The sequence below is a fragment of the Nocardioides sp. cx-173 genome (assembly GCF_021117365.1).
In the GTDB taxonomy this organism is placed as follows: domain Bacteria; phylum Actinomycetota; class Actinomycetes; order Propionibacteriales; family Nocardioidaceae; genus Nocardioides.
This window is the reverse complement of the sequence record NZ_CP088262.1, coordinates 2,039,015-2,060,000: the sequence shown is the minus strand read 5'-3', so window position 1 is coordinate 2,060,000 and position 20,986 is coordinate 2,039,015. Positions and strand designations below refer to the sequence as shown.

Sequence of the window (20,986 nt, the reverse complement as noted above, 5' to 3'; positions counted from 1 at the left end):
CGACCGCGACCGGGTCGAGGCCCAGGCTGGAGCCGGCCAGCGCACCCGAGCCGTACGGCGAGTCGGCGGCGACCCGCGCGTCCCAGTCGAGCAGCCGGTCGACGTCGCGCAGCAGCGGCCAGGCGTGGGCCAGCAGGTGGTGGGCCAACAGCACCGGCTGGGCGTGCTGGAGGTGGGTGCGCCCCGGCATCACGACGTCGAGGTGGTCGCGCGCCTGGCCGGCCAGCACGTCGACGAGGTCGAGCACGAGGCCCGCTACGATCCGCCCGTGGTCGCGCAGGAACACCTTGAACAGCGTGGCGATCTGGTCGTTGCGGCTGCGACCGGCACGGATGCGGCCGCCGACGTCTGCCCCCACCTCGTCCAGGAGCAGGCGCTCGAGGGCGCCGTGGACGTCCTCGTCGCTGGGGTCCGGGTGCAGCTCGCCGGCGGCGTAGCGCTCCCCGAGCACGTCGCAGCCGCGCAGCAGCTCCGCCAGCTCGGCGTCGCTGAGCAGCCCGGCACGGTGCAGGGCGCGCGCATGGGCGCGCGAGCCCGCAAGGTCGTAGGGCGTCAGCCGCCAGTCGAAGTGGGTCGAGCGCGACAGTGCGTCGAGCTCGGGAGAGGGACCACCGGCGAAGCGGCCGCCCCAGAGCTTGCCCTCGTTGGTCGTGCTCTCCCCGGCCATCAGTCGGTCCCTGCCTCCATGGCGGCGCGGTCGAGCGCCTCGTCCTCGGCGGTGGCCGCCTCGGGGTTGTAGGTGATCCGCTCCGCGCCGCCCGCGGGCAGCTCCCCGAAGAGGGTGCCGTGCTCGACCAGCACCTGGCCCTGGTCGAGCGGCTGGCCGGCGTACAGCTCCAGCTTGGCGCGCGAGTCGGCGATGTCGAGGTTGCGCATGGTCAGCTGGCCGATGCGGTCGGTCGGGCCGAAGACGGCGTTGTCGGTGCGCTCCATGGACAGCTTCTCCGGGTGGTAGGAGAACGCCGGGCCGTCGGTGCGCAGGACCGTGTAGTCCTCGCCGCGGCGCAGCCGCAGCGTCACCTCGCCGGTGACCAGGGAGGCGATCCAGCGCTGGATGCCCTCCCGCAGCATCAGCGCCTGGGGGTCCAGCCAGCGGCCCTCGTAGAGCAGCCGGCCGAGCTGGCGTCCCTGCGCGTGGTAGTTGGCGATCGTGTCCTCGTTGTGGACGGCGTTGAGCAGCCGCTCGTAGGCGGCCCAGAGCAGCGCCATGCCGGGCGCCTCATAGATGCCGCGGGACTTGGCCTCGATGATGCGGTTCTCGATCTGGTCGCTCATGCCCAGCCCGTGGCGGCCGCCGATGGTGTTGGCCTCGTGGACCAGCGCCACCGCGTCGTCGTACGTCGTGCCGTCGATGGCGACCGGGCGGCCGGCCTCGAAGCGGATCGTGACGTCCTCGGTGGGGATCTCCACGGCGGGGTCCCAGAAGCGCACGCCCATGATCGGCTGGACCGTCTCGAGCGAGACGTCGAGGTGCTCGAGGGTCTTGGCCTCGTGGGTGGCGCCCCAGATGTTGGCGTCGGTGGAGTAGGCCTTCTCCTGGCTGTCGCGGTAGGGCAGGCCGCGCTCGGTGAGCCACTGGCTCATCTCGGTGCGGCCGCCGAGCTCGTGCACGAAGTCGGCGTCGAGCCACGGCTTGTAGATGCGCAGGTCGGGGTTGGCGAGCAGGCCGTAGCGGTAGAACCGCTCGATGTCGTTGCCCTTGAAGGTCGACCCGTCGCCCCAGATGTCGACCCCGTCCTCGTGCATCGCGCGCACCAGCATCGTCCCGGTGACGGCACGGCCCAGCGGCGTGGTGTTGAAGTAGGCGCGCCCCCCGGACCGGATGTGGAAGGCGCCGCAGGCCAGGGCGGCCAGCCCCTCCTCGACGAGCTGCGGGCGGCAGTCGACGGCGCGCGAGAGCTCGGCGCCGTACTCCAGGGCGCGCAGGGGCACCCCGGAGATGTCGGGCTCGTCGTACTGGCCGATGTCGGCGGTGTAGGTGCAGGGGACCGCCCCCTTGGCGCGCATCCACGCGACCGCGACCGAGGTGTCGAGGCCGCCGGAGAAGGCGATGCCGACCCGTTCGCCGACGGGGAGGGTGGTCAGGACCTTGCTCACGTGGGTTCCTCTGCTTGCAGTGCGGTGGTGGATGGGGGTGCGGGGACCTCGGCGAGCGCCAGGAACCGGCGGGCCAGGTCGTCGCCGCCGGTGGGGTCGCGGCCGATGACGAGGACGGTGTCGTCGCCGGCGATGGTGCCGAGGACGTCGGGGAACTCGGTCTTGTCGAAGGCCGACGCCAGGAACTGGGCGGCGCCGGGAGGAGTGCGCAGCACGACCAGGTTGGCCGAGGAGTCGGCGCTGACCAGCAGGTCGGCGCACAGCTTCGCGAGGCGCTGGATCGAGGCGTGCGTCTCGCGAGGCGGCAGGGCGCGGCGGTCGCCGCCCTCCCCCGGCACGGCGTAGACGAGGGCGCCGGACCCGTCGCGCACCTTCACCGCCTCGAGCTCCACCAGGTCGCGCGAGAGCGTCGCCTGGGTGACGTGGACGCCCTCGGCGGCCAGCAGATCGGCGAGCTCCCCCTGGGAGCGCACCTCACGGTGGGTGACCAGGTCGATGATCAGCTGGTGCCGGGCGTTCTTGGTCGCCGGGCGCAACACGTCATCCACGGCTGTCTCCGGCGGCACCGAGCAGGTAGGCGAGGACGGCCTTCTGGGCGTGACGGCGGTTCTCCGCCTCGTCCCAGACCACGCTCTGCGGGCCGTCGAGCACCTCGGCGGCGATCTCCTTGCCGCGGTAGGCCGGCAGGCAGTGCAGGACGAGGGCGTCCGGGCCGGCGTTCGCCAGCAGCTCCGAGGTCAGGCGGTAGTCGGCGAGCACGCGCTCCCTGGCCGCCGACTCCCCCTCCTTGCCCATCGACACCCAGGTGTCGGTGACGACCACGTCGGCGCCGGTGACGGCCGCGACCGCGTCGTGGGTGCCGGCGACCGAGCCGCCGGTGTGCAAGGTGATCGAGGTGGCGCGGGCGAACATCTCCTCGCCCGGCAGGTAGCCCTCGGGGGCGGCCAGGACGACGTGCATGCCGGCGGTCGCGCCGGCGAGCAGCCAGGAGTTGCCCATGTTGCAGGCCGCGTCGCCCAGGAACGCCACGCGCAGCCCGGCCAGCTCGCCGCGGTGCTCCTGCACGGTGAGCAGGTCGGCGAGCAGCTGGCAGGGGTGGAACAGGTCGGTCAGCGCGTTGACGACGGGGACTCCGGCGTGCTCGGCCATCTGCTCCAGCGCGGACTGCTCGAAGGTGCGCCACACGATCGCGGAGGCCTGTCGCCCCAGCACCCGCGCGACGTCGGGCACCGACTCTCGCACGCCGATCCCCGCCAGCGCCCCGTCCACGAGCATGGGGTGCCCGCCGAGCTCGGCGATGCCGGCCGCGAAGGACGCCTGCGTGCGCAGGGTCGGCTTGTCGAAGATCATCGCCACGGTGCGCGGTCCGGCCAGCGGCTTCGCGTCGTACGGCGCCGCCTTGAGCTCGGCGGCCAGGTTCAGGACCCGCGCCTGCTCGTCGGGGCGGAGGTCGTCGTCGGCGAGGAAGTGCCTCATGCGCCCATCACCTCGTCCAGGAGCTGTGGCCACACGGCCAGGAACGCGTCGGCGTCGTCCTGGGTGAGCACCAGCGGCGGCGCCAGGCGGATCCGGCTCGGCGTCGGGTTGTTGACGATGAAGCCGCGGGCGAGCGCGGCGGCGGCGACCTCGGCCGACACCTCCGCGGCCAGGTCGAGCCCGACCAGCAGGCCCTCGCCGCGCACCTCGGTGACGCGGGGGTCGGCCGCCAGCCCGTCGCGGAGCCGCTGTCCGAGCGCGGTGGCGTGCTCGAGCAGGCCCTCGGACTCGATGGTGGCGATGACCGCGAGGGCGGCCGCGCAGGCGACGGGGTTGCCGCCGAACGTGGTCCCGTGGTTGCCGGGCTCCAGCAGCGTGCCGGCCTGCCCCACGCCGATGCAGGCGCCGATCGGGAAGCCGCCGCCCAGGCCCTTGGCGAGCGTCACGATGTCGGGCCGTACGCCGCAGGCGGCGTGCGCGAACCACGCACCGGTGCGGCCCATCCCGGTCTGCACCTCGTCGAGCCACAGCAGCGCCCCGTGCTCGTCTGCCACGGCACGGGCGGCAGCGAGGTAGCCGTCGGGCGGCACCACGACGCCCGCCTCCCCCTGCAGGGGCTCGAGCAGGATCGCGGCGGTCCGATCGGTGACGGCCGCGGCGAGCGCCTCGGCGTCGCCGTAGGGCACGAAGGTGACCTCACCGGGCAGTGGCTCGAACGGCGCGCGGTAGGCCTCTTTGGAGGTCAGCGCGAGGGCGCCCATGGTCCGGCCGTGGAAGCCGCCCTCGGTGGCGACGACGTGGGTGCGGCCGGTGCGGCGGGTGAGCTTGAAGGCGGCCTCGTTGGCCTCGGTGCCGGAGTTGGTGAGGAAGACCTTGCCGGGGCCGGCGTCCAGCAGCGCGAGCAGCCTCTCGGCGAGCTCGACCTGCGGCGGGGAGGTGAAGAAGTTGGAGACGTGGCCGAGCGTGGACAGCTGTGCGGCGACCGCCTCGACCAGCGCCGGGTGGGCATGACCGAGCGCGTTGACGGCGATGCCGCCGAGCAGGTCGACGTACTCCTTGCCGTCGGCGTCCCAGACGTGGGCGCCCGAGCCGCGCACCAAGGTGAGCTTGGGCGGGCCGAAGGTGTTCATGAGCGAGGCGGCGTACCGCTCGCCCCAGGTCGTGTCGGTCATCCCGGGGTGTCCCTCGCCTTGCGCGTCTTGGTCTCGACGCCGGGCAGCACCTGCGTGCCGACGCCCTCGTCGGTGAAGAGCTCGAGCAGGACGGCGTGCTCCTGACGGCCGTCGACCACGGTCGCGCGGCTGACCCCGCCCCGCACGGCCTGGAGGCAGGCGCCCATCTTGGGCACCATGCCGCTGGCCAGGCTCGGCATCAGCTCGGCGAGCGCGTCGGGGCTGATCTCGCCGATCACGTCGTCGGAGCTCGGCCAGTCGAGGTAGAGGCCCTCGACGTCGGTGAGGACGAGCAGCTTCTCCGCGCTCAGCGCAACCGCCAGCGAGGCTGCCGCGAGATCGGCGTTGACGTTGTGCACCTGACCGAGGACGTCGGGAGCCACGCTGGACACGACCGGGATCCGCCCGGCCTCGATGAGGTCGAGGACCGACTCGGGCCGCACGCTGGTGACCTCGCCGACGAGCCCGAGGTCGACCTCCTCGCCGTCGACGATGGTGTTGGTCTGCTCGGCGGTGAACAGCCCGGCGTCCTCACCGGAGAGGCCGACGGCGAGCGGGCCGTGCTCGTTGATCAGCCCCACGAGCTCGCGCTGGACCTGGCCGACGAGGACCATCCGCACGACCTCCATCGCCTCGGGCGTGGTGACCCGCAGGCCGCCACGGAACTCCGACTCGATGCCGAGCTTGTCGAGCATCCGGGAGATCTGCGGGCCGCCACCGTGCACGACGACCGGCTTGAAGCCGGCGAAGCGCAAAAAGGCGATGTCCTCGGCGAAGGCGCGCTTGAGGCCGTCGTCGGTCATGGCGTTGCCGCCGTACTTCACCACGACGATCTTGCCGTGGTAGGCCTTCAGCCACGGGAGGGCGCCGGCCAGGACGGCGGCCTTGGCGGGGTCGGGCTTGCCGAAAGACTGGGTCATGAGGAGTAGGCACTGTTCTCGTGGACGTACGCGTGGGTGAGGTCGCTGGTCCAGACGGTCGCACGGGCGTCGCCGGACTTGAGGTCGATGGTCACGCTGACCTCGCGGGGCTTCAGGTCGACCTCGGCGGGGTCGGCGGCGGGCGTGGAGCGGCGGCAGACCCAGACGCCGTTCATGGCGACGTCGAGGTCGGCCGGGTCGAACGCCGCCTGCGTCGTGCCGATGCTGGCGAGCACCCGCCCCCAGTTGGGGTCGTTGCCGAACACCGCGGCCTTGAAGAGGTTGCTGCGGGCCACGCTGCGGGCCGCCTCGACGGCGTCGTCCTCGGACGCCGCGTTGAGCACGGTGATCGCGATCTCGTGCTCGGCCCCTTCTGCGTCACGAAGCAGCTGCATCGCGAGGTCGGAGCAGGCCTGGGTCAGCGCGTCGGTGAAGTCGGGCAGCGTCGGGGTGATGCCGCTGGCGCCGCTTGCCATCACGGTCACGGTGTCGTTGGTGGACATGCACCCGTCGGAGTCGAGGCGGTCGAACGTGACCCGGGTCGCGGCGCGCAGCGCGGTGTCCAGGTCGGCGGCGGGCACGACGGCGTCGGTGGTCAGCACGACCAGCATCGTCGCGAGCTGCGGCGCCAGCATGCCGGCGCCCTTCGCCATCGCGCCGATGGACCAGCCGGCGCCCTCGACGACGACCTGCTTGCTCACCGAGTCGGTGGTCATGATCGCGGCCGCCGCGTCGGCGCCGCCCGCCCGCGACAGTGCGCCGTACGCCGCGTCGACGCCGGCGAGCAGCGCGTCGCGGTCGTTGGCCAGGCCGATGAGGCCGGTCGAGCAGACGACGACGTCGCCGGCGCCGACCCCGACGAGGGTGCCGACCTTCTCGGCCACGGCGTGCGTGGTCTGGAAGCCGTCGGGGCCGGTGTAGCAGTTGGCCCCGCCGGAGTTGAGGACGACGGCACGCACGACCCCGTCCTTGACGACCTCCTGGCTCCACAGGATCGGGTTGGCCTTGCAGCGGTTGGCCGTAAAGACGCTGGCCGAGTCGTACGTCGGCCCGTCGTTGACGACGAGCGCGAGGTCCTGCGCGCCGGTGGACTTCAGGCCGGCGGCGACGCCGGCGGCGCGGAATCCGGCGGGGGTGGTGACGGTCATTTCTTCTTCTTCCGGGCGGGTTCGACGGGGACGGCGAGGTTGACGGTGTGCCCCCGTCGTCGCCACGCCTCCGCGGCGTCCTCCGCCTTGGCCACCGGGACCAGGATCCAGTCGGTGTCGTACGTCGAGATCGTGAACACGCTGATCTCCGCCTCGGCCAGCGGCACCAGCAGCGACGCCAGCACCCCGGTGAGGGCGAGGTCGAGGGGCCCCATGACGGCGAAGGCGGTCATGCCCTTGTGGGCGACCTGCTTGGTCGGCACGCTGCGCCCGGCGCAGACCAGCGAGGTCTCGGTGGCCGTGGCCGTGATCGAGAACAGCGAGGACGACTCCGCCCACTCCGGGATCTCCGCGCCCGGCGGCAGCTTGACCACCGCGAGCTTCTCGGGGAACTGCTGAAGCGTGTAGACCGCCGGCTCGGCGGGGTCGGCTGGGGTCTGTTCGTCGGTCATGGTGCGATCCCTACGGTGGTCAGGCCGAGGCTCTCGTCGAGCCCGAGCGCGAGGTTCATGCACTGGACGGCGGCGCCGCCCGTGCCCTTGGCGAGGTTGTCGACGGCTCCGACGGCGATCAGGCGGCCCGCGACGGGGTCGACGGTCACCTGGAGATGGACGGCGTTGGAGCCGACGACCGACTTGGTCTGCGGCCACTGACCCGCCGGCAGCACGTGCACGAACGGCTCGTCGGCGTAGGCCTTGGCGTAGACGGCGTACGCGTCCTGCGCCGAGACGTCGCCGCGCAGCGGCGCGGAGCAGGTGGCGAGGATGCCGCGCGGCATCGGGACCAGCAGCGGAGTGAAGCTGACCCGCACCCGGTCGGCCGTGAGGGCGGCGAGGTTCTGGGTGATCTCGGGCGTGTGCCGGTGGCCGCCGCCGACGCCGTAGGCGCTGGCGTTGCCCATGATCTCGCTGCCGAGCAGGTGCGGCTTGGCCGCCTTGCCGGCGCCGCTGGTCCCCGAGGCGGCCACGACCACGACGTCCGGCTCGACCAGCCCGGCGGCGACGGCCGGGGCCAGCGACAGGGTGGAGACCGTCGGGTAGCAGCCGGGGACGGCGATCCGGGTCGCGGCGGCGAGCACCTCGCGCTGGCCGGGCAGCTCGGGCAGCCCGTAGGGCCAGGTCCCGGCGTGGGTGCCGCCGTAGAAGCGCTCCCACTCCCCCGCGTCGCGCAGCCGGAAGTCAGCGCCGCAGTCGATGACCACGGTGCTGTCGGGCAGCTGGGCGGCGAGCTCGCCGGACTGCCCATGGGGCAGCGCCAGGAACACGACATCGTGTCCGGCCAGGGTCTCGAGCGTCGTGGCCTCCAGGACGCGGTCGGCCAGGGGGACCAGGTGCGGCTGCAGCGAGCCCAGCGGCTCCCCCGCATTGCTGCCCGCGGTGAGCGCGCCGATCTCCGCCTCGGGATGGGCGAGCAGGAGGCGCAGGACCTCGCCGCCGGCGTACCCGGAGGCGCCGGCCACGGCTACCGTGAACGTCATGTGCATGACTATACAGATCTCTGCATGTTCATGTGCGGCGGTCGCCCTGCCACCGGAAAACCGGACGCCGCCCGTCCGGATCCGGTTCTACGGTAGCGAGCATGACCCGACTCGACTTCCCGCAGTACCTCGAGCACCTGCGCCGCGACTCGGCGCGCTTCCGCGACGTGCTGGCGACCTGTGACCCGGCGGCTCGCGTGCCGGCCTGCCCGGAGTGGGACGCCGGCGACCTGCTGTGGCACCTCGCCGGGGTGCAGCGCTTCTGGGCGGGCCGCATCCGCTCGCGGCCGGCCGCCCCGTCCGAGGCGGACTTCGCCGAGCCGGAGCGCCCCGACTCCTACGGTGACCTCCTCGCCTACTTCGACGAGCAGTCCGCCGCGCTCCTGGCCCAGCTCGAGGTCGCCGACCCCGCTGACGCCGCGTGGTCCTGGGCGGCGGAGCAGACGGTGGGGTTCACGTTCCGCCGCCAGGCCCAGGAGGCCCTGATCCACCGCCTCGACGCCGAGCAGACCGCAGGGTGCGTCACATACCTGGACCCGCGCCTGGCTGCGGACGGCGTCGCCGAGCTGATGGAGGTCATGTACGGCGGCGAGGCGCCGCCGTGGGGGCGCACCGAGCTCGGCGAGGCGCTGGTCCGCATCGACCTGACCGACGTCGCCCGGTCTCTCTATGTCAGGCCGGGGATGTTCTACGGCACCGATCCGGAGTCCGGAAAGGTCCACGACGGCCCGCACCTCGCCCTGGACGAGCCAGGAGACGCCGCCGCCACCGTCCGCGGCCGCGCGTCCGACCTCGACGCCTGGCTGTGGCGGCGCCGCGACGACACCGGCATCGAGGTGAGCGGCGACCGGACGGCGTACGACGCCCTGATGCGGGCGGTCAGCGAGCCGCTGGACTGACCGCCCTGGAGCCGTGCGGCAGGATCGAGGCCATGACCACGCCCGAGCCCTACCGCGCCGCCGACGACCGCTACGACTCCCACGCCTACCGCCGCTGCGGCCGGTCCGGCCTCAAGCTGCCGGCCGTCTCCCTGGGCCTGTGGCACAACTTCGGCGACGACAAGCCGGTCGAGACCCAGCGGGCGATCCTGCGACGCGCCTTCGACCGCGGCGTGACCCACTTCGACCTCGCCAACAACTACGGGCCACCCTACGGCTCGGCGGAGACCAACTTCGGACGCATCTTCGCCGACGACTTCCGGCCCTACCGCGACGAGCTGGTGATCTCCACCAAGGCCGGCTACGACATGTGGCCCGGGCCCTACGGCGAGTGGGGCTCGCGCAAGTACCTGCTCGGCTCGCTCGACCAGAGCCTGGCGCGGATGGGCCTGGACCACGTCGACATCTTCTACAGCCACCGCTACGACCCGGAGACCCCGCTGGAGGAGACCATGGGGGCGTTGGCGACCGCGGTGCAGTCGGGCCGGGCGACGTACGCCGGCATCTCGTCGTACTCCGCCGAGCGCACGCGCGAGGCGGCCGGGCTGCTGCGCGAGATGGGCGTGCCGCTGCTGATCCACCAGCCGTCGTACTCGATGCTCAACCGGTGGGTCGAGGACGGCGACCCGTCGCTGCTCGACGTGCTGGACCAGGAGGGGGTCGGGTGCATCGCGTTCTCGCCCCTGGCCCAGGGCATGCTCACCGACCGCTACCTCGACGGCATCCCCGAGGGCTCGCGCGCCGCGCAGGGCAAGTCGCTCGACCCGTCGCTGCTGACCGAGGAGGCGCTCGCCCACGTACGCCGGCTCAACGAGCTCGCGCGCGACCGTGGCCAGTCGCTGGCCCAGCTCGCGCTGGCCTGGGTGCTGCGTGACCCACGGGTGACGTCGGTCCTGATCGGGGCCAGCAGCGTGGCCCAGCTCGACGACAACCTCGCGGTGCTCGACCGCCTGGAGCTCTCCGACGCGGAGCTCGACGCCATCGAGCAGGACGCGGTGGACTCCGGCATCAACCTGTGGGCGGCATCCTCGAAGTCCTAGCGCCTCGGGGGGGCGAAACCGGCGTGAAGGCGCGGTGAAACCGCGAGGAGCCAGGATGGTCACATGACCACACGCACCTCCCGAGCCGGCTCCGAGCAGCCGGCCGTCCAGGCCACGGGCCTGGTCAAGACGTTCGGCGCCAACCGCGCCGTCGACGGCATCGACCTCGAGGTCGTCCGCGGCGAGGTCTTCGGCGTGCTCGGCCCCAACGGCGCCGGCAAGACCACCATGCTGCAGATGCTGGCGACGCTGCTGACCATCGACGCCGGCGAGGCCAGGATCTTCGGCAAGGACGTGCGGCGCGAGGCGCACGTCGTACGCCGCCTCATCGGCCTGACCGGGCAGTACGCCTCGGTCGACGAGAACCTCACCGCCTCGGAGAACCTCCTGCTCTTCGGCCGCCTGCACGGGCTCGGCTCCCGGCGCGCGCGCCTCGTCGGCGCCGAGCTGCTCGGACAGTTCGGGCTGGAGGACGCCGCCGACCGCCCGATCTCGCAGTTCTCCGGCGGCATGCGGCGCCGGCTGGACCTCGCGGTCAGCCTCATCACCCGCCCGCCGCTGATCTTCCTCGACGAGCCCACCACGGGGCTCGACCCGCGCACCCGGGGACAGATGTGGGAGACGATCCGCGGCCTGGTCGCCGAGGGCTCCACCGTGCTGCTCACCACGCAGTACCTCGACGAGGCCGACCAGCTGGCACACCGGATCGCGGTCATCGACCGCGGCCGCAAGGTCGCGCAGGGGACGCCCGACGAGCTCAAGAGCCAGGTCGGCAGCTCGACCCTCCAGCTGCGCCTGGCCGACCCCAGCCGGACCGCTGCCGCGGTGGACGTCGTACGCCGGGTGGCCGGCGACGAGCCGGTCCTCACCCCCGAGGCGGGCGGGATCAACGTCGCCATGCGCGACGCCAACCTGGCCGCGGACGTGCTCATCGGCCTGCGCAGCGAGGACCTGCTGATCACCAGCGCCACGGTCCAGAAGCCGACCCTCGACGAGGTGTTCCTGGCACTGACCGGGCACGGCGCCGAGGACGACAACACCACCGACCCCGACTCCCACCGAGGCATGGAGGCCGTCCGATGACCACCACCCTGGAGCCCCGTGCCGTGGCGCAGACCCTCGCCGGCCTGGACGACCTGCCCGCGCACCCCTCGCTCGCCGAGACCCTGAGCCAGATCATGACCCTGGCCTGGCGCGCCACCATGAAGATGCGGCGCAACTTCGAGCAGATGTTCGACGTGACGATCCAGCCGCTGCTGTTCACGGCGATGTTCGCCTACATCTTCGGCGGTGCCATCTCCGGCGACGTCGACGCCTACCTCCCCCTCATCATCACCGGCCTCATCGGTCAGACCGTGCTGACGGCCTGCATCGCCACCGGCGTACAGCTCCGAGAGGACATGGACAAGGGGGTCTTCGACCGCTTCAAGTCGCTGCCGATCGCCCGCATCGCACCGCTGGCCGGACCGATGCTGGCCGACATGCTGCGCTACCTCATCGCCTCGGTGCTGACGTTCGGCGTGGGCATCGCGATGGGCTACCGCCCCGGCGGCGGGCCGCTCGGCGTGGCCGGCGCCATCGTGCTGGCCGTCCTCGCCGGCTGGTCGCTGGCCTGGATCTTCGCGTGGTTCGGGACCGTCGGGCGCAACGCCCAGGGCGTGCAGGGGATCTCCCTCATGGTGATGTTCCCGCTGACGTTCCTGTCCAACGCGTTCGTCCCGACCGACACCATGCCGAGCTGGCTACGCGCCTTCGCCGACGCCAACCCGGTCTCGCTGGTGATCACCGCGATCCGCGACCTCGCCAACGACGGCGCCGTCACCGCCCACGTGGGCTGGGCCTTCCTCGGTCTCGCCGTCGTCGTGGCCGTCTTCGCCCCCCTGACCGTCCGCTCCTACTCCCGCCGCATGTGACCGACCCGTCACCAACTGCACCGAATCCCCGCTGACCTGTCAGAAAGTTTCTGACGGGTCAGCGGGGGGTGCGGCGAGTTTCTGACGGGTCGGTGGTCAGAGGGTGGCGACGAGGGCGCGGGCTTCGTCGAGGAGGTCGGGTCCGGTGCGGTCGGCGTACTCGGCGTGGAGGCGCTCCAGCTCGCCGGGGGCGGTCCGCTCGACGAGCTCCGCGGTGCGCTCCCAGGCGAGGATCGGCGTGAACCGGCTGTAGGAGAAGCGCCGCGCCAGCGCCAGCAGGCGCGCCGCGTCGCGCAGGGGCACCTCCTCACGGACCAGGCCCCAGGCGCCGAGGGCATAGAGGACCATGCCCGCGGTCGGGTACTCCAGCGGCTGCCGGGCCGGGTCCAGCACCAGGGCGGCCTTGATCCGCAAGGTGTCGTACAGGTCGCGGCCCTCGTCGCCGCGGGCGTGCAGCGCGTACGCCGTCGTGGCCGCCGCCTCGCCGAACAGCGTCCAGCTCTCCAGCCCGGTGGTCTTGCCCAGCCCCGGGAACCAGAGGTCGCGCAGCTGCTCCATCCCGAGCCGGAACAGCGCCAGTCCCTCGGCGGTGTCTTCGCGCCGGAGGGCGAGCTCGGCACGGCAGGCGGTGATGACCACGCCGGAGCCGAAGCCCGCGGTGTTGCGGCTGTTGAGCTCGATCACCCGGTCCACGAGCTGCTGCGCCTCGTCGAGACGCCCGGCCTCGATCGCGGCGCCGGCCAGGATCGCGCGGGTGGAGATCGCGTCGTCCCACGCCTCCAGCCGGTCGAGCACCGGGATCGCGGCCAGGGCATGGGTGGCAGCCTCCTCGGTGTTGCCGAGCTGCGCGTGCAGGCCGGCGAGCTGGGTGCGCACCAGGGCCCGGCTCCAGGGCCCGTCCTCCTCGCGCCACAGCTCCAGCGCGCGGTCGGCCATCGCGACCGCGCCCAGCAGGTCCCCCGCCGCCTCGCGAGCGCGCATGCCCCACTCCCGCGCCGACATGGCGACGCCACGGTCGGAGGACTCCAGGAGCTCTGCGAGCGCCTGCGGCGACGGCTCGGGCTCGTGCGGGTCGAAGGCCCGCAGCACGGTGACCAGGGCGGTCGTGGCGGGGCGCCGCGCCAGGTCGCCGTAGTCCTCGAGCAGTGCGCGGCAGGCCGCCGGGGTCTCGGCCTGCGCGATCACGGTGTTGATGGTCAGGATCGCGGCCGCGTCCAGCGCGTCGTCCACCTCCTCCGCGGACGGCGTCCAGCCCGCGACCAGGTCCTCCATCGCGGCGCCGAGGGCGAAGACGCGGGGATGCTCGCCCTTGATGTTCCAGTAGTTGGCCAGGCCGGCGAACACCCGAAGGGCGGTCGTCCGCTCGGCGCGGGCCAGCGCAAGTCGCAGCACGTCGGCGAGGTTGCCCTCCTCGCGGGTCAGCTCGTCCATGACCTCGAACTGGCGCACCGAGTAGAGGTCGTCGATCACCCCCTCGGTGAAGTCCCGGGCCCAGGCCAGCTGCGCGGTCAGCGCGTCCTCCTCGCGCCCGGAGGCGGCGAGCCGCTGTCGGCCGAACTCGCGGACCGTCTCGAGCATCCGGTAGCGCACCGTGGCGCCCGACTCACCCACCGCCAGCAGGGACTGGTCGACCAGCGACTGCACCGCCGAGAGCGCGTCGCCGGGCAGCACCGCCTCGGCGGTGTCGAGGGTGAAGCCGTCGTGGAACACCGAGAGCCGCGCGAGGGCCTCGCGCTCGGCCTCGTCCAGCAGGTTCCACGACCAGTCGATGACGCTGAGCAGCGTCTGATGCCGGTCGGGCTTGCTGCGGTCGGCCCCCCTGAGCAGCCGGAACCGGTCGTCGAGGCGCCGGGCGACCTCCTCGACCGACATGACCCGCACCTTGGCGGCGGCCAGCTCGATGGTGAGCGGCAGGCCGTCGAGGCGCGCGACCACGCGCCGTACGGCGCCCTCGTCCAGGGCGACCCCCGGGCGCGCCCCGGTGGCGCGCTCGACGAAGAGCTCGCCGGCGGCCGCCTCGTCGAGCTGGGCGAGGGCGAACACCCGCTCCGCCGCGATCCCGAGCGGCGCCCTCGTGGTGGTCAGCACCCGGAGCCGCCCGCACACGGCGACGAGGTGGGCGACCAGGTCCGTGACGGCCGCGATCACGTGCTCGCAGTTGTCGAGGATGAGCAGGGTGGGCGCCTGGTCGAGCTGGGCGGCGATGCGGCTGCGTACGTCGTGCAGCCGCTCGGCGCTCAGCACCCGGCGCCCGCTCACCGAGTCGCGCACGCCGAGGGCGGAGCCCACCTCGACGACCACGTCCTCGGGCGAGGACACGCCGACGAGCTCGACGAAGTGCACCACCTGCTGCTCGGCCTCGCGCCCCAGCAGATGCGCGAGGCGGGTCTTGCCGAGCCCGCCCGGCCCGAGGATCGAGGTCACCCGCGAGTCGCGCATCGCCGCCCGCAGCGCCCGGAGGTCGTCGTCGCGCCCGACCAGGGAGGTGGAGTCGTAGTGCAGCCCCGATCGCACGGGGTTGTCCGCGGCGAGCAGCTCGCCGTGCACGGCCTGCAGCACGGGCCCGGGGTCGACGCCCAGCTCCTCGGCCAACGCCCTGCGGTGGGCCTCGTAGTGCAGCAGCGCCGCGGGCGCGCCGTGGACGGCCAGCTCGCTGCGCAGCAGCGCGGCCAGCGTCGCCTCGTCCGGGTGCGGTACGGCGCTCAGGTGCCGCAGGGCCTCGGGGTGCTCGCCCCGCGCCGAGCAGACGCGCCCCAGCACGGCCCTCGCGACGCCCAGGCGCTCGCGAGCCCGTGCGCGCAGCTCCTCGAGCGGGCCCGGCTCCCCCGGGCCGGCCACGGCCACGGCCAGTGCAGCTGTGGCCAGGTCTCGCGCGGCGACCGTGTCCCCGGAAGCCTCCGCACGGCAGGCCCGGTCGACCAGTGCGCCCAGCGCCAGCGCATCGACCTCGTCGGGCGCCACGCCCAGCGCGTAGCCCTGCTCCGAGCGGCGTACGGCGCCGGGGTCGGTCTGGGCACGGACTCGCGACACCACGACCTGCAGGGCCTTGGCCGCGCTCGCGGGGCGGTCCTCACCCCAGACCTCCTCGACGAGTCTCGCCTCGCCGACCGCGCGCCCGCCGGCGGCGACCAGCGCCGCGAGCAGGGCGTGCGCCCGCGCCCCCCGGACGGGCGCGCCCCTCCACGCCACGTCGTCGAGGAGCGCGAGCTGGCTCATCCGCTAGCGCTGCACCGCGCCGCAACGCTCGGCGGCCACCGCGACGGCCGCGTCGCGCGCCGCACCCGTGTCCTCCTCGGTGAGGGTGCGGTCGGGGGCGCGGAAGCGCAGCGCGAACGCGAGCGACTTGCGCCCCTCGCCGACCTGGTCGCCGGTGAAGACGTCGAAGAGCCGGATCGACTCCAGCAGGTCGCCCGCTCCCTCCCGCAGGGCAGACTCGACCTCGGCCACCGTGGTGTCGGCGTCGACGACCAGCGCGACGTCCTCCTTCGCCAGCGGGAACGAGGACAGCTCGGGCCCCGTCACCACCTCGACCGCACGGCTCATCAGGAAGTCCAGGTCGAGCTCGACCGCCGCACTGCGCGCCGGCAGGCCGAACGCCTTGCAGACCTTGGGGTGCAGCTCGCCGGCGTGGCCGAACTCGACCCCGCCGACCTCGAGCCGGGCGCACCGCCCGGGATGCCAGGGCGCGCGCGAGTCCGAGGAGACCGTGAGCTCGACGCCCAGGTCACGGGCCAGCCGGCGCACCAGGGCCAGGCTGTCGGCCCAGCCGCTCTCCCGGCCCGGGCCCCACCAGCCGGACCGCTCGCCCTCGCCGGCCAGCACGAGCCCGAGGTGCAGCGGCTGCTCGGGCAGCGCCTCGAGAAGCTTGGCCAGGTCGGCGTCGTCGGGGCGGCGGTCGACGCCGTAGATCGGCGCCGGGCCGCGGTCGACCGGGAAGGCGACCGTGCCGGTCTCGAAGAGCGCGACGCCGGTGGCCCCGCGCCCGAGGTTGCGCGCCGCGGCCTTCAGCAGCCCGGGCAGCAGGGTCGTCGTGTAGGACGGCTCCTCCGACGAGATCGGGTTGGCCAGCCGGATCGTGCGCCGCAATACGTCGTCGCCCGCCAGCCCGAGCGCGTCGAAGGTCGCCTCGCCGACGAACGGGAAGCTCACGACCTCGACGCAGCCGGCGCCGGCCAGGAGCCGCCCGACCCTACGGCGCAGCCGCTGGGTCCGGCTGAGCCCGCGGCCCGCCGCCTCGCGGGGCAGCACCGACGGCACCTGGTCGTAGCCGACGATCCGCGCGACCTCCTCGACGAGGTCGTAGGGGTCGCTGACGTCGGGTCGCCAGGTCGGCGGGGTGACGGTGAGGCGCCCGCCGTCGGCCCGCACGACGCAGCCGACCGCCTCGAGGTGCGCGACGGTGGTCTCGGGGGTGATCGGCATGCCCGTGATCCGCGCCGGCAGATCCGCGTCGATCTGGATGGCCGGCGACTCCGGGACCACCCCGACCAGGGTGGCGCCGGGCTCGATCGTGCCGCCGCCGTACGTCGTCAGCAGCTCGGCGACCCGGTCGGCGGCGACGGCCGGGAGCAGCGGGTCGACGCCGCGCTCGTTGCGCTTGCCGGCCTCCGAGGAGAGCTTGTGGCGCTTGCCGGTGCGGAACATCGAGACGGCGTCCCAGTGGGCGGCCTCGATCACCACGTGCGTGGTGGCCTCGGAGAGCTCGGTGGTGGCCCCGCCCATCACGCCGGCCAGGCCGATGGGGCCGGATCCGTCGACGATGACCAGGTCCTCCTCCGACAGGACCCGCCGGACGCCGTCGAGGGTGGTGAGCCGCTCCCCCTCGACGGCTCGGCGCACGTGCAGCGCGCCGTCGAGCCGGTCGCCGTCGTAGCCGTGGATGGGCTGGCCGAGCTCGAGCATGACGTAGTTGGTCACGTCGACGCCCAGCGAGATCGGGCGCATGCCCGCCTGCTGGAGGCGCCGGGCCATCCAGGCCGGGGTCGGCGCGGTGGGGTCGAAGCCGGTGACCCGCCTCGCGGCGAAGACCGGGCAGCCGGCGGGGTCCTCGATGATGACGGGGTAGCCGTCGGCGTCCGGCGCGGGCACCTCGCGCGCGGCCGGGTCGTGGAACGGCACGCCGTAGGCCAGGGCCGCCTCGCGGGCGACGCCGCGCAGCGAGAGCGCGTAGGCGCGGTCGGGGTTGATCTCGAACTCGATGATCTCCTCGTCGAGCCCGAGCAGCCCGAAGGCGCTCTCGCCGGGAGCGCCGGCGTCGGGCGGCAGCACGATGATGCCGTCGTGGTCCTCGCCGAGACCGAGCTCCGCAGCCGAGCAGATCATCCCGGCCGACACGTGGCCGTAAGTCTTGCGCGCGGAGATGGCGAAGTCGCCGGGCAGGACGCCGCCGGGCAGGACGACCACGACGAGATCTCCGGGGGCGAAGTTGTGCGCCCCGCAGACGATCCCCTGCGGCTCGCCGGTGCCGTTGGCGTCGCCGACGTCGACGGTGCACCAGTTGATGGTCTTGCCGTTCTTCTGCGGCTCGGGCTCCATGGTGAGCACCCGGCCGACCACGAGCGGGCCGGTGATCGCCTCGCCGGGTCGCTCGATCGCCTCGAGCTTGAGCCCGAGCGCGGTCAGGCGCGCGGTCAGCTCGTCGGTGGTGACCTCGGCGGGCAGGTCGACGTACTCCCGGATCCAGGAGACGGGGGTCTTCATCTACAGCTCGCTTCCGAAGGCGGTGGTGAAGCGGACGTCGCCCTCGAAGAGCGCGCGCAGGTCCTCGAGTCCATGCCGGAACATCAAGGTGCGGTCGATGCCCATGCCGAAGGCGAAGCCGGAGTAGCGCTCCGGGTCGACGCCGCAGGCGGTGAGCACGCGCGGGTTGACCACGCCGCAGCCGCCCCACTCGATCCAGCCCTCGCCGCGGCAGGTCCGGCAGGCGTCGGCGTCGACGCCCCGGCAGACGAAGCAGACCAGGTCCACCTCGGCGCTGGGCTCGGTGAAGGGGAAGTACGACGGCCGGAAGCGGGTCGTGATGCCCTCGCCGAACATCGCGGCGGCGAAGTGGTCGAGCGTGCCCTTGAGGTGGGCCATCGTGATGCCCTCGTCGATGGCCAGCCCCTCGACCTGGTGGAACATCGGGCTGTGCGTGGCGTCGTACTCGTCGGTGCGGAACACCCGGCCGGGACACACGACGTAGATCGGGGGCTCGCGGGTGAGCATGGTGCGCGCCTGGACCGGCGAGGTGTGGGTGCGCAGCACCAGGTGGTCCTCGGCGGGCGCGGTCCAGAACGTGTCCTGCATGGTGCGCGCCGGGTGGTCCGGACCGAGGTTGAGCGCGTCGAAGTTGAGCCACTCGGCTTCGATGACCGGGCCCTCCGCGACCTCCCACCCCATGGCCACGAAGATGTCGGCGATCAGCTCCGAGCCGGTGGTCAGCGGGTGGCGGGCTCCCGCGGGCAGGCGGTCGGTCGGGACCGTGACGTCCACGGCCTCGTCGGCCAGCATCCGCTCCTCGTGCTCGGCCTCCAGCACCTCCTGGCGCGCGGCGAGCGCCTGGTTGACCGCACCCCGGGCCTGCCCGACGCGCTGCCCGGCCTCCTTGCGCGCCTGCGGCGGCAGCGCCCCGATCTCGCGGTTGGCCAGGGCCAGCGGCGAGCGGTCCCCCGCGTGCTCGAGGCGGGCCGCCTTGAGCTCTTCGAGGTCGCGGGCCGCGGCGAACGCCGCCAGCGCGGCGTCTCGGGCGGCGGCCACCTCTTCGGGCTGCAAGGCACTGACCTCCACGGGGTCGTAGTCGCTGTTGGGTCCGGACACGGGGTGAAGTCTAGGAACGTTGCTCGACGCCGCGCGAACCGGTTGTCACTCTGCCCGTGGCGCGGGGTCCGCCGGGGCGGGCGCACTCTCCCGCACGAGCAGCCGGTGCGGCACCACGAGGTCGCGTCCGGGCAGCGCGTGGTCGCGCATCCGCTCCTCCAGGCAGCGCAGGACCACCTCGGCGAGTCGCTGCTTGTCGGGGCCGACGGTGGTGAGGCTCGGGACGGCGTAGCGACCGGCCTCGATGTCGTCGAAGCCCACGAGGGCGACGTCCTCGGGGACCCGCAGGCCCAGGTTCGCACAGGCCCGCAGCGCGCCCAGTGCCAGCTGGTCGGTGAAGCAGAACAGCGCGTCCGGCAGCTCGTCGAGCTCGGCGAGGCGCCGCATCGCGCGGACCCCGTCCTCGTGGTGCAGCCGCTCGACCGCGACGTGCAGGCGCTCGTCGTCCGGTACGCCGGCCTCGGCCAGCGCGTCGCGGTAGCCGGCCAGCCGGTGCTGGGCCGTCTGGTTGCGCAAGTGCGGCTGCAGCCCGACGGCGGCGATCCTGCGGCGCCCGGAGGCGAGCAGGTGCCGGGTGGCGCTCGCGGCGGCCACCCGGTTGTCGACCGCGACGTGGTCCACGGCGCCCACGCCGGGCTGCTCGCCCAGCATCACCACCGGCGGCGCGGCGGTGCGGCGCGAGATCTCGTCGGCGGTCATCGACCACGGGCTGAAGATCACCCCGTCGACGCCCTGACCCCGCGCCCCGTCGAGGAGCTCGCGCTCGCGCGGGCCGCTGCCGTCGGTCTGCTCGATGTGCACCGTCCAGCCCCGGGCCTCGGCGGCACGGACGACGTAGGCGGCCAGCTCCGCGAAGTACGGCGAGTCGATCTCCGGGACGACCAGGCCGATCACCTCCGAGCGGCCGCGGCGCAGCTGGCGGGCGGCCACGTTGGGGCGGTAGCCGAGCTCCTCGATGGCCAGGAGCACCCGCCGCCGGGTGTCCTCGGCCACGACCTCGGGGGTGTTGACGACGTTCGACACCGTGCGCACCGAGACCCCGGCGCGGACGGCCACGTCCTTGAGCTTGGCTGGCATGAATCCGGACCTCCCGGGCACAGGGTATTGCAACGTGGCATTGCAACGTTGCAAACTTGATCCCGACACCCGACTCGGCAGGAGTTTCGATGACGACCACCGCAGCACTCGACGTCCCGATCGACCCGGACGTCATCTCATCCACCATCCAGACCGACGGCATCGTCGGCTGCAAGTCCGCGTTCTCACAGGAGTGGGTCGAGCAGCTCCGCGAGGACGTGGAGGCCGCCTTCGAGGAGGCCCGCTCCCGCGAGGGCGGCGCCGTGGGGCGCGGCCCGCACCGCTACTACGTCGAGGTCCATCCCGAGGCCCTGCGCGGCTTCGTCGACCTGGTCGACCACCCGTGGGTGCGCGCGGTCTGCGAGACCGTCCTCGGACCGGACTACACGATCGTGGAGGTCGGCTTCGACATCCCGTTCGCCGGCGCCGTCAACCAGCCCTGGCACCGCGACTTCCCCAGTCCCCGCGAGACGCGCGAGGAGAGGCGACTCACCTCGCTGGCCTTCAACGTCACCTGCGTCGACACCGCGGAGGACATGGGCCCCTTCGAGGTGGCGCCCGGGACCCACTGGGACACCGGGGAGGACTTCGAGCACGGCATGTTCCCGCCGACGTCGGCCTACTCCCGCTACGAGGAGCTGGCCGTGCGCAAGTACCCGCAGCGGGGTGACATCTCCGCGCGATCCGCGCTGACGGTGCACCGGGGCACGCAGAACCACTCGGAGAAGTCCCGCCCGGTCCTGGTGCTCGGCGTCGACGCCCCGGGCGCCGGCAACGACGAGAAGCACGATCTGGCCGTGACCCGGGGGTTCTGGGACGCGCTGCCCGAGCGGGTGCGCCGACACCTGTCGTGTCCGGTGGTCGAGGAGCTCACCCCGATCACCCAGAAGCACACGATCGAGGGCCTGGTGATGGGCGAGGCCTGACCCT

General features: G+C 73.2%; 18 protein-coding genes (1 of these 18 only partly in view). 5 read left to right on the top strand and 13 right to left on the bottom strand.

Going from position 1 to position 20,986, the window contains the following annotated elements; all coding sequences use genetic code 11:
* The 9 genes in view from argH to argC are tightly spaced (each overlapping or abutting the next) and all read right to left on the bottom strand, a layout consistent with a single transcriptional unit that may run on beyond the window.
* A protein-coding gene (gene argH / locus LQ940_RS09995) for an argininosuccinate lyase (RefSeq protein ID WP_231243856.1) crosses the window boundary here: on the bottom strand, positions 1–667 show its beginning. It extends 758 nt beyond the left edge of the window; 667 of the gene's 1,425 nt are visible here — the first part of the coding sequence; the start codon lies at positions 665–667; its stop codon lies off the left edge, out of view.
* The gene (gene argG / locus LQ940_RS09990) at positions 667–2,097 is read right to left on the bottom strand and encodes an argininosuccinate synthase (protein ID WP_231243855.1); all 1,431 of its coding nucleotides are present in this window, start codon (positions 2,095–2,097) and stop codon (positions 667–669) included. The genes argH and argG overlap by 1 nt, the downstream gene beginning before the upstream one ends.
* Positions 2,094–2,645 (bottom strand): arginine repressor, encoded by a 552-nt coding sequence (locus tag LQ940_RS09985; RefSeq protein ID WP_231270641.1) that lies wholly within the window; start codon positions 2,643–2,645, stop codon positions 2,094–2,096. The genes argG and LQ940_RS09985 overlap by 4 nt, the downstream gene beginning before the upstream one ends.
* Complete coding sequence (gene argF, locus LQ940_RS09980; RefSeq protein ID WP_231243854.1) at positions 2,638–3,573, bottom strand: ornithine carbamoyltransferase; 936 nt, start codon at positions 3,571–3,573, stop codon at positions 2,638–2,640. Before argF ends, LQ940_RS09985 begins: the two co-directional genes overlap by 8 nt.
* Positions 3,570–4,745 (bottom strand): acetylornithine transaminase, encoded by a 1,176-nt coding sequence (locus LQ940_RS09975; protein WP_231243853.1) that lies wholly within the window; start codon positions 4,743–4,745, stop codon positions 3,570–3,572. The genes argF and LQ940_RS09975 overlap by 4 nt, the downstream gene beginning before the upstream one ends.
* Positions 4,742–5,665: an acetylglutamate kinase gene (gene argB, locus LQ940_RS09970; protein WP_231243852.1), complete on the bottom strand. Its 924-nt coding sequence runs from the start codon at positions 5,663–5,665 to the stop codon at positions 4,742–4,744. Before argB ends, LQ940_RS09975 begins: the two co-directional genes overlap by 4 nt.
* Positions 5,662–6,813, bottom strand: a complete 1,152-nt coding sequence (gene argJ, locus LQ940_RS09965; RefSeq protein WP_231243851.1) for a bifunctional glutamate N-acetyltransferase/amino-acid acetyltransferase ArgJ — start codon at positions 6,811–6,813, stop codon at positions 5,662–5,664. The genes argB and argJ overlap by 4 nt, the downstream gene beginning before the upstream one ends.
* The gene (locus tag LQ940_RS09960; protein ID WP_231243850.1) at positions 6,810–7,265 is read right to left on the bottom strand and encodes an ACT domain-containing protein; all 456 of its coding nucleotides are present in this window, start codon (positions 7,263–7,265) and stop codon (positions 6,810–6,812) included. Before LQ940_RS09960 ends, argJ begins: the two co-directional genes overlap by 4 nt.
* On the bottom strand, positions 7,262–8,296 hold the full coding sequence (argC, locus tag LQ940_RS09955) for an N-acetyl-gamma-glutamyl-phosphate reductase (RefSeq protein ID WP_269214829.1): 1,035 nt from the start codon (positions 8,294–8,296) through the stop codon (positions 7,262–7,264). Before argC ends, LQ940_RS09960 begins: the two co-directional genes overlap by 4 nt.
* 95 nt (positions 8,297–8,391) lie before the next feature.
* Here argC and LQ940_RS09950 point away from each other — a divergent pair, with 95 nt between their 5' ends.
* The 4 genes from LQ940_RS09950 (at position 8,392) to LQ940_RS09935 (ending at position 12,181) form a co-directional block, all read left to right on the top strand.
* On the top strand, positions 8,392–9,189 hold the full coding sequence (locus LQ940_RS09950) for a maleylpyruvate isomerase family mycothiol-dependent enzyme (RefSeq protein ID WP_231243848.1): 798 nt from the start codon (positions 8,392–8,394) through the stop codon (positions 9,187–9,189).
* Positions 9,190–9,221: 32 nt separating this feature from the next.
* A complete protein-coding gene (gene mgrA / locus LQ940_RS09945; protein WP_231243847.1) occupies positions 9,222–10,268 on the top strand; it encodes an L-glyceraldehyde 3-phosphate reductase in 1,047 nt (348 codons plus the stop codon).
* Between the two features lie 63 nt (positions 10,269–10,331).
* Entirely contained in the window at positions 10,332–11,351 is a 1,020-nt protein-coding gene (locus LQ940_RS09940; protein ID WP_231243846.1) for an ATP-binding cassette domain-containing protein, read from the top strand.
* Positions 11,348–12,181, top strand: a complete 834-nt coding sequence (locus tag LQ940_RS09935) for an ABC transporter permease (protein ID WP_231243845.1) — start codon at positions 11,348–11,350, stop codon at positions 12,179–12,181. The genes LQ940_RS09940 and LQ940_RS09935 overlap by 4 nt, the downstream gene beginning before the upstream one ends.
* Before the next feature lie 96 nt (positions 12,182–12,277).
* On the opposite strand, the gene LQ940_RS09930 is transcribed toward LQ940_RS09935, so the two are convergent.
* Genes LQ940_RS09930 through LQ940_RS09915 form a run of 4 tightly spaced genes read right to left on the bottom strand, consistent with a single transcriptional unit; the run spans position 12,278 to position 20,056 of the window.
* Positions 12,278–15,397 (bottom strand): ATP-binding protein, encoded by a 3,120-nt coding sequence (locus tag LQ940_RS09930; protein ID WP_231243844.1) that lies wholly within the window; start codon positions 15,395–15,397, stop codon positions 12,278–12,280.
* Between the two features lie 3 nt (positions 15,398–15,400).
* Positions 15,401–17,881: a phenylalanine--tRNA ligase subunit beta gene (gene pheT / locus LQ940_RS09925; protein ID WP_231243843.1), complete on the bottom strand. Its 2,481-nt coding sequence runs from the start codon at positions 17,879–17,881 to the stop codon at positions 15,401–15,403.
* Entirely contained in the window at positions 17,882–18,979 is a 1,098-nt protein-coding gene (pheS, locus tag LQ940_RS09920; RefSeq protein ID WP_231243842.1) for a phenylalanine--tRNA ligase subunit alpha, read from the bottom strand.
* A gap of 45 nt (positions 18,980–19,024) precedes the next feature.
* The gene (locus LQ940_RS09915; protein ID WP_231243841.1) at positions 19,025–20,056 is read right to left on the bottom strand and encodes a LacI family DNA-binding transcriptional regulator; all 1,032 of its coding nucleotides are present in this window, start codon (positions 20,054–20,056) and stop codon (positions 19,025–19,027) included.
* 89 nt (positions 20,057–20,145) lie between these two features.
* Between LQ940_RS09915 and LQ940_RS09910 the strand changes: the two genes are divergently transcribed.
* Complete coding sequence (locus LQ940_RS09910) at positions 20,146–20,982, top strand: phytanoyl-CoA dioxygenase family protein (RefSeq protein ID WP_231243840.1); 837 nt, start codon at positions 20,146–20,148, stop codon at positions 20,980–20,982.
* Positions 20,983–20,986 lie beyond the last annotated feature (4 nt).

Coding starts and splice junctions, on each gene's coding strand:
- argC (WP_269214829.1), bottom strand. CDS start 8,296: ATGCACATGACGTTCACGGTAGCCGTGGCCGGCGCCTCCGGGTACGCC.
- LQ940_RS09930 (WP_231243844.1), bottom strand. CDS start 15,397: ATGAGCCAGCTCGCGCTCCTCGACGACGTGGCGTGGAGGGGCGCGCCC.
- LQ940_RS09975 (WP_231243853.1), bottom strand. CDS start 4,745: ATGACCGACACGACCTGGGGCGAGCGGTACGCCGCCTCGCTCATGAAC.
- LQ940_RS09910 (WP_231243840.1), top strand. CDS start 20,146: ATGACGACCACCGCAGCACTCGACGTCCCGATCGACCCGGACGTCATC.
- LQ940_RS09950 (WP_231243848.1), top strand. CDS start 8,392: ATGACCCGACTCGACTTCCCGCAGTACCTCGAGCACCTGCGCCGCGAC.
- LQ940_RS09940 (WP_231243846.1), top strand. CDS start 10,332: ATGACCACACGCACCTCCCGAGCCGGCTCCGAGCAGCCGGCCGTCCAG.
- mgrA (WP_231243847.1), top strand. CDS start 9,222: ATGACCACGCCCGAGCCCTACCGCGCCGCCGACGACCGCTACGACTCC.
- argJ (WP_231243851.1), bottom strand. CDS start 6,813: ATGACCGTCACCACCCCCGCCGGATTCCGCGCCGCCGGCGTCGCCGCC.
- argF (WP_231243854.1), bottom strand. CDS start 3,573: ATGAGGCACTTCCTCGCCGACGACGACCTCCGCCCCGACGAGCAGGCG.
- LQ940_RS09960 (WP_231243850.1), bottom strand. CDS start 7,265: ATGACCGACGAACAGACCCCAGCCGACCCCGCCGAGCCGGCGGTCTAC.
- pheT (WP_231243843.1), bottom strand. CDS start 17,881: ATGAAGACCCCCGTCTCCTGGATCCGGGAGTACGTCGACCTGCCCGCC.
- argB (WP_231243852.1), bottom strand. CDS start 5,665: ATGACCCAGTCTTTCGGCAAGCCCGACCCCGCCAAGGCCGCCGTCCTG.
- LQ940_RS09935 (WP_231243845.1), top strand. CDS start 11,348: ATGACCACCACCCTGGAGCCCCGTGCCGTGGCGCAGACCCTCGCCGGC.
- LQ940_RS09915 (WP_231243841.1), bottom strand. CDS start 20,056: ATGCCAGCCAAGCTCAAGGACGTGGCCGTCCGCGCCGGGGTCTCGGTG.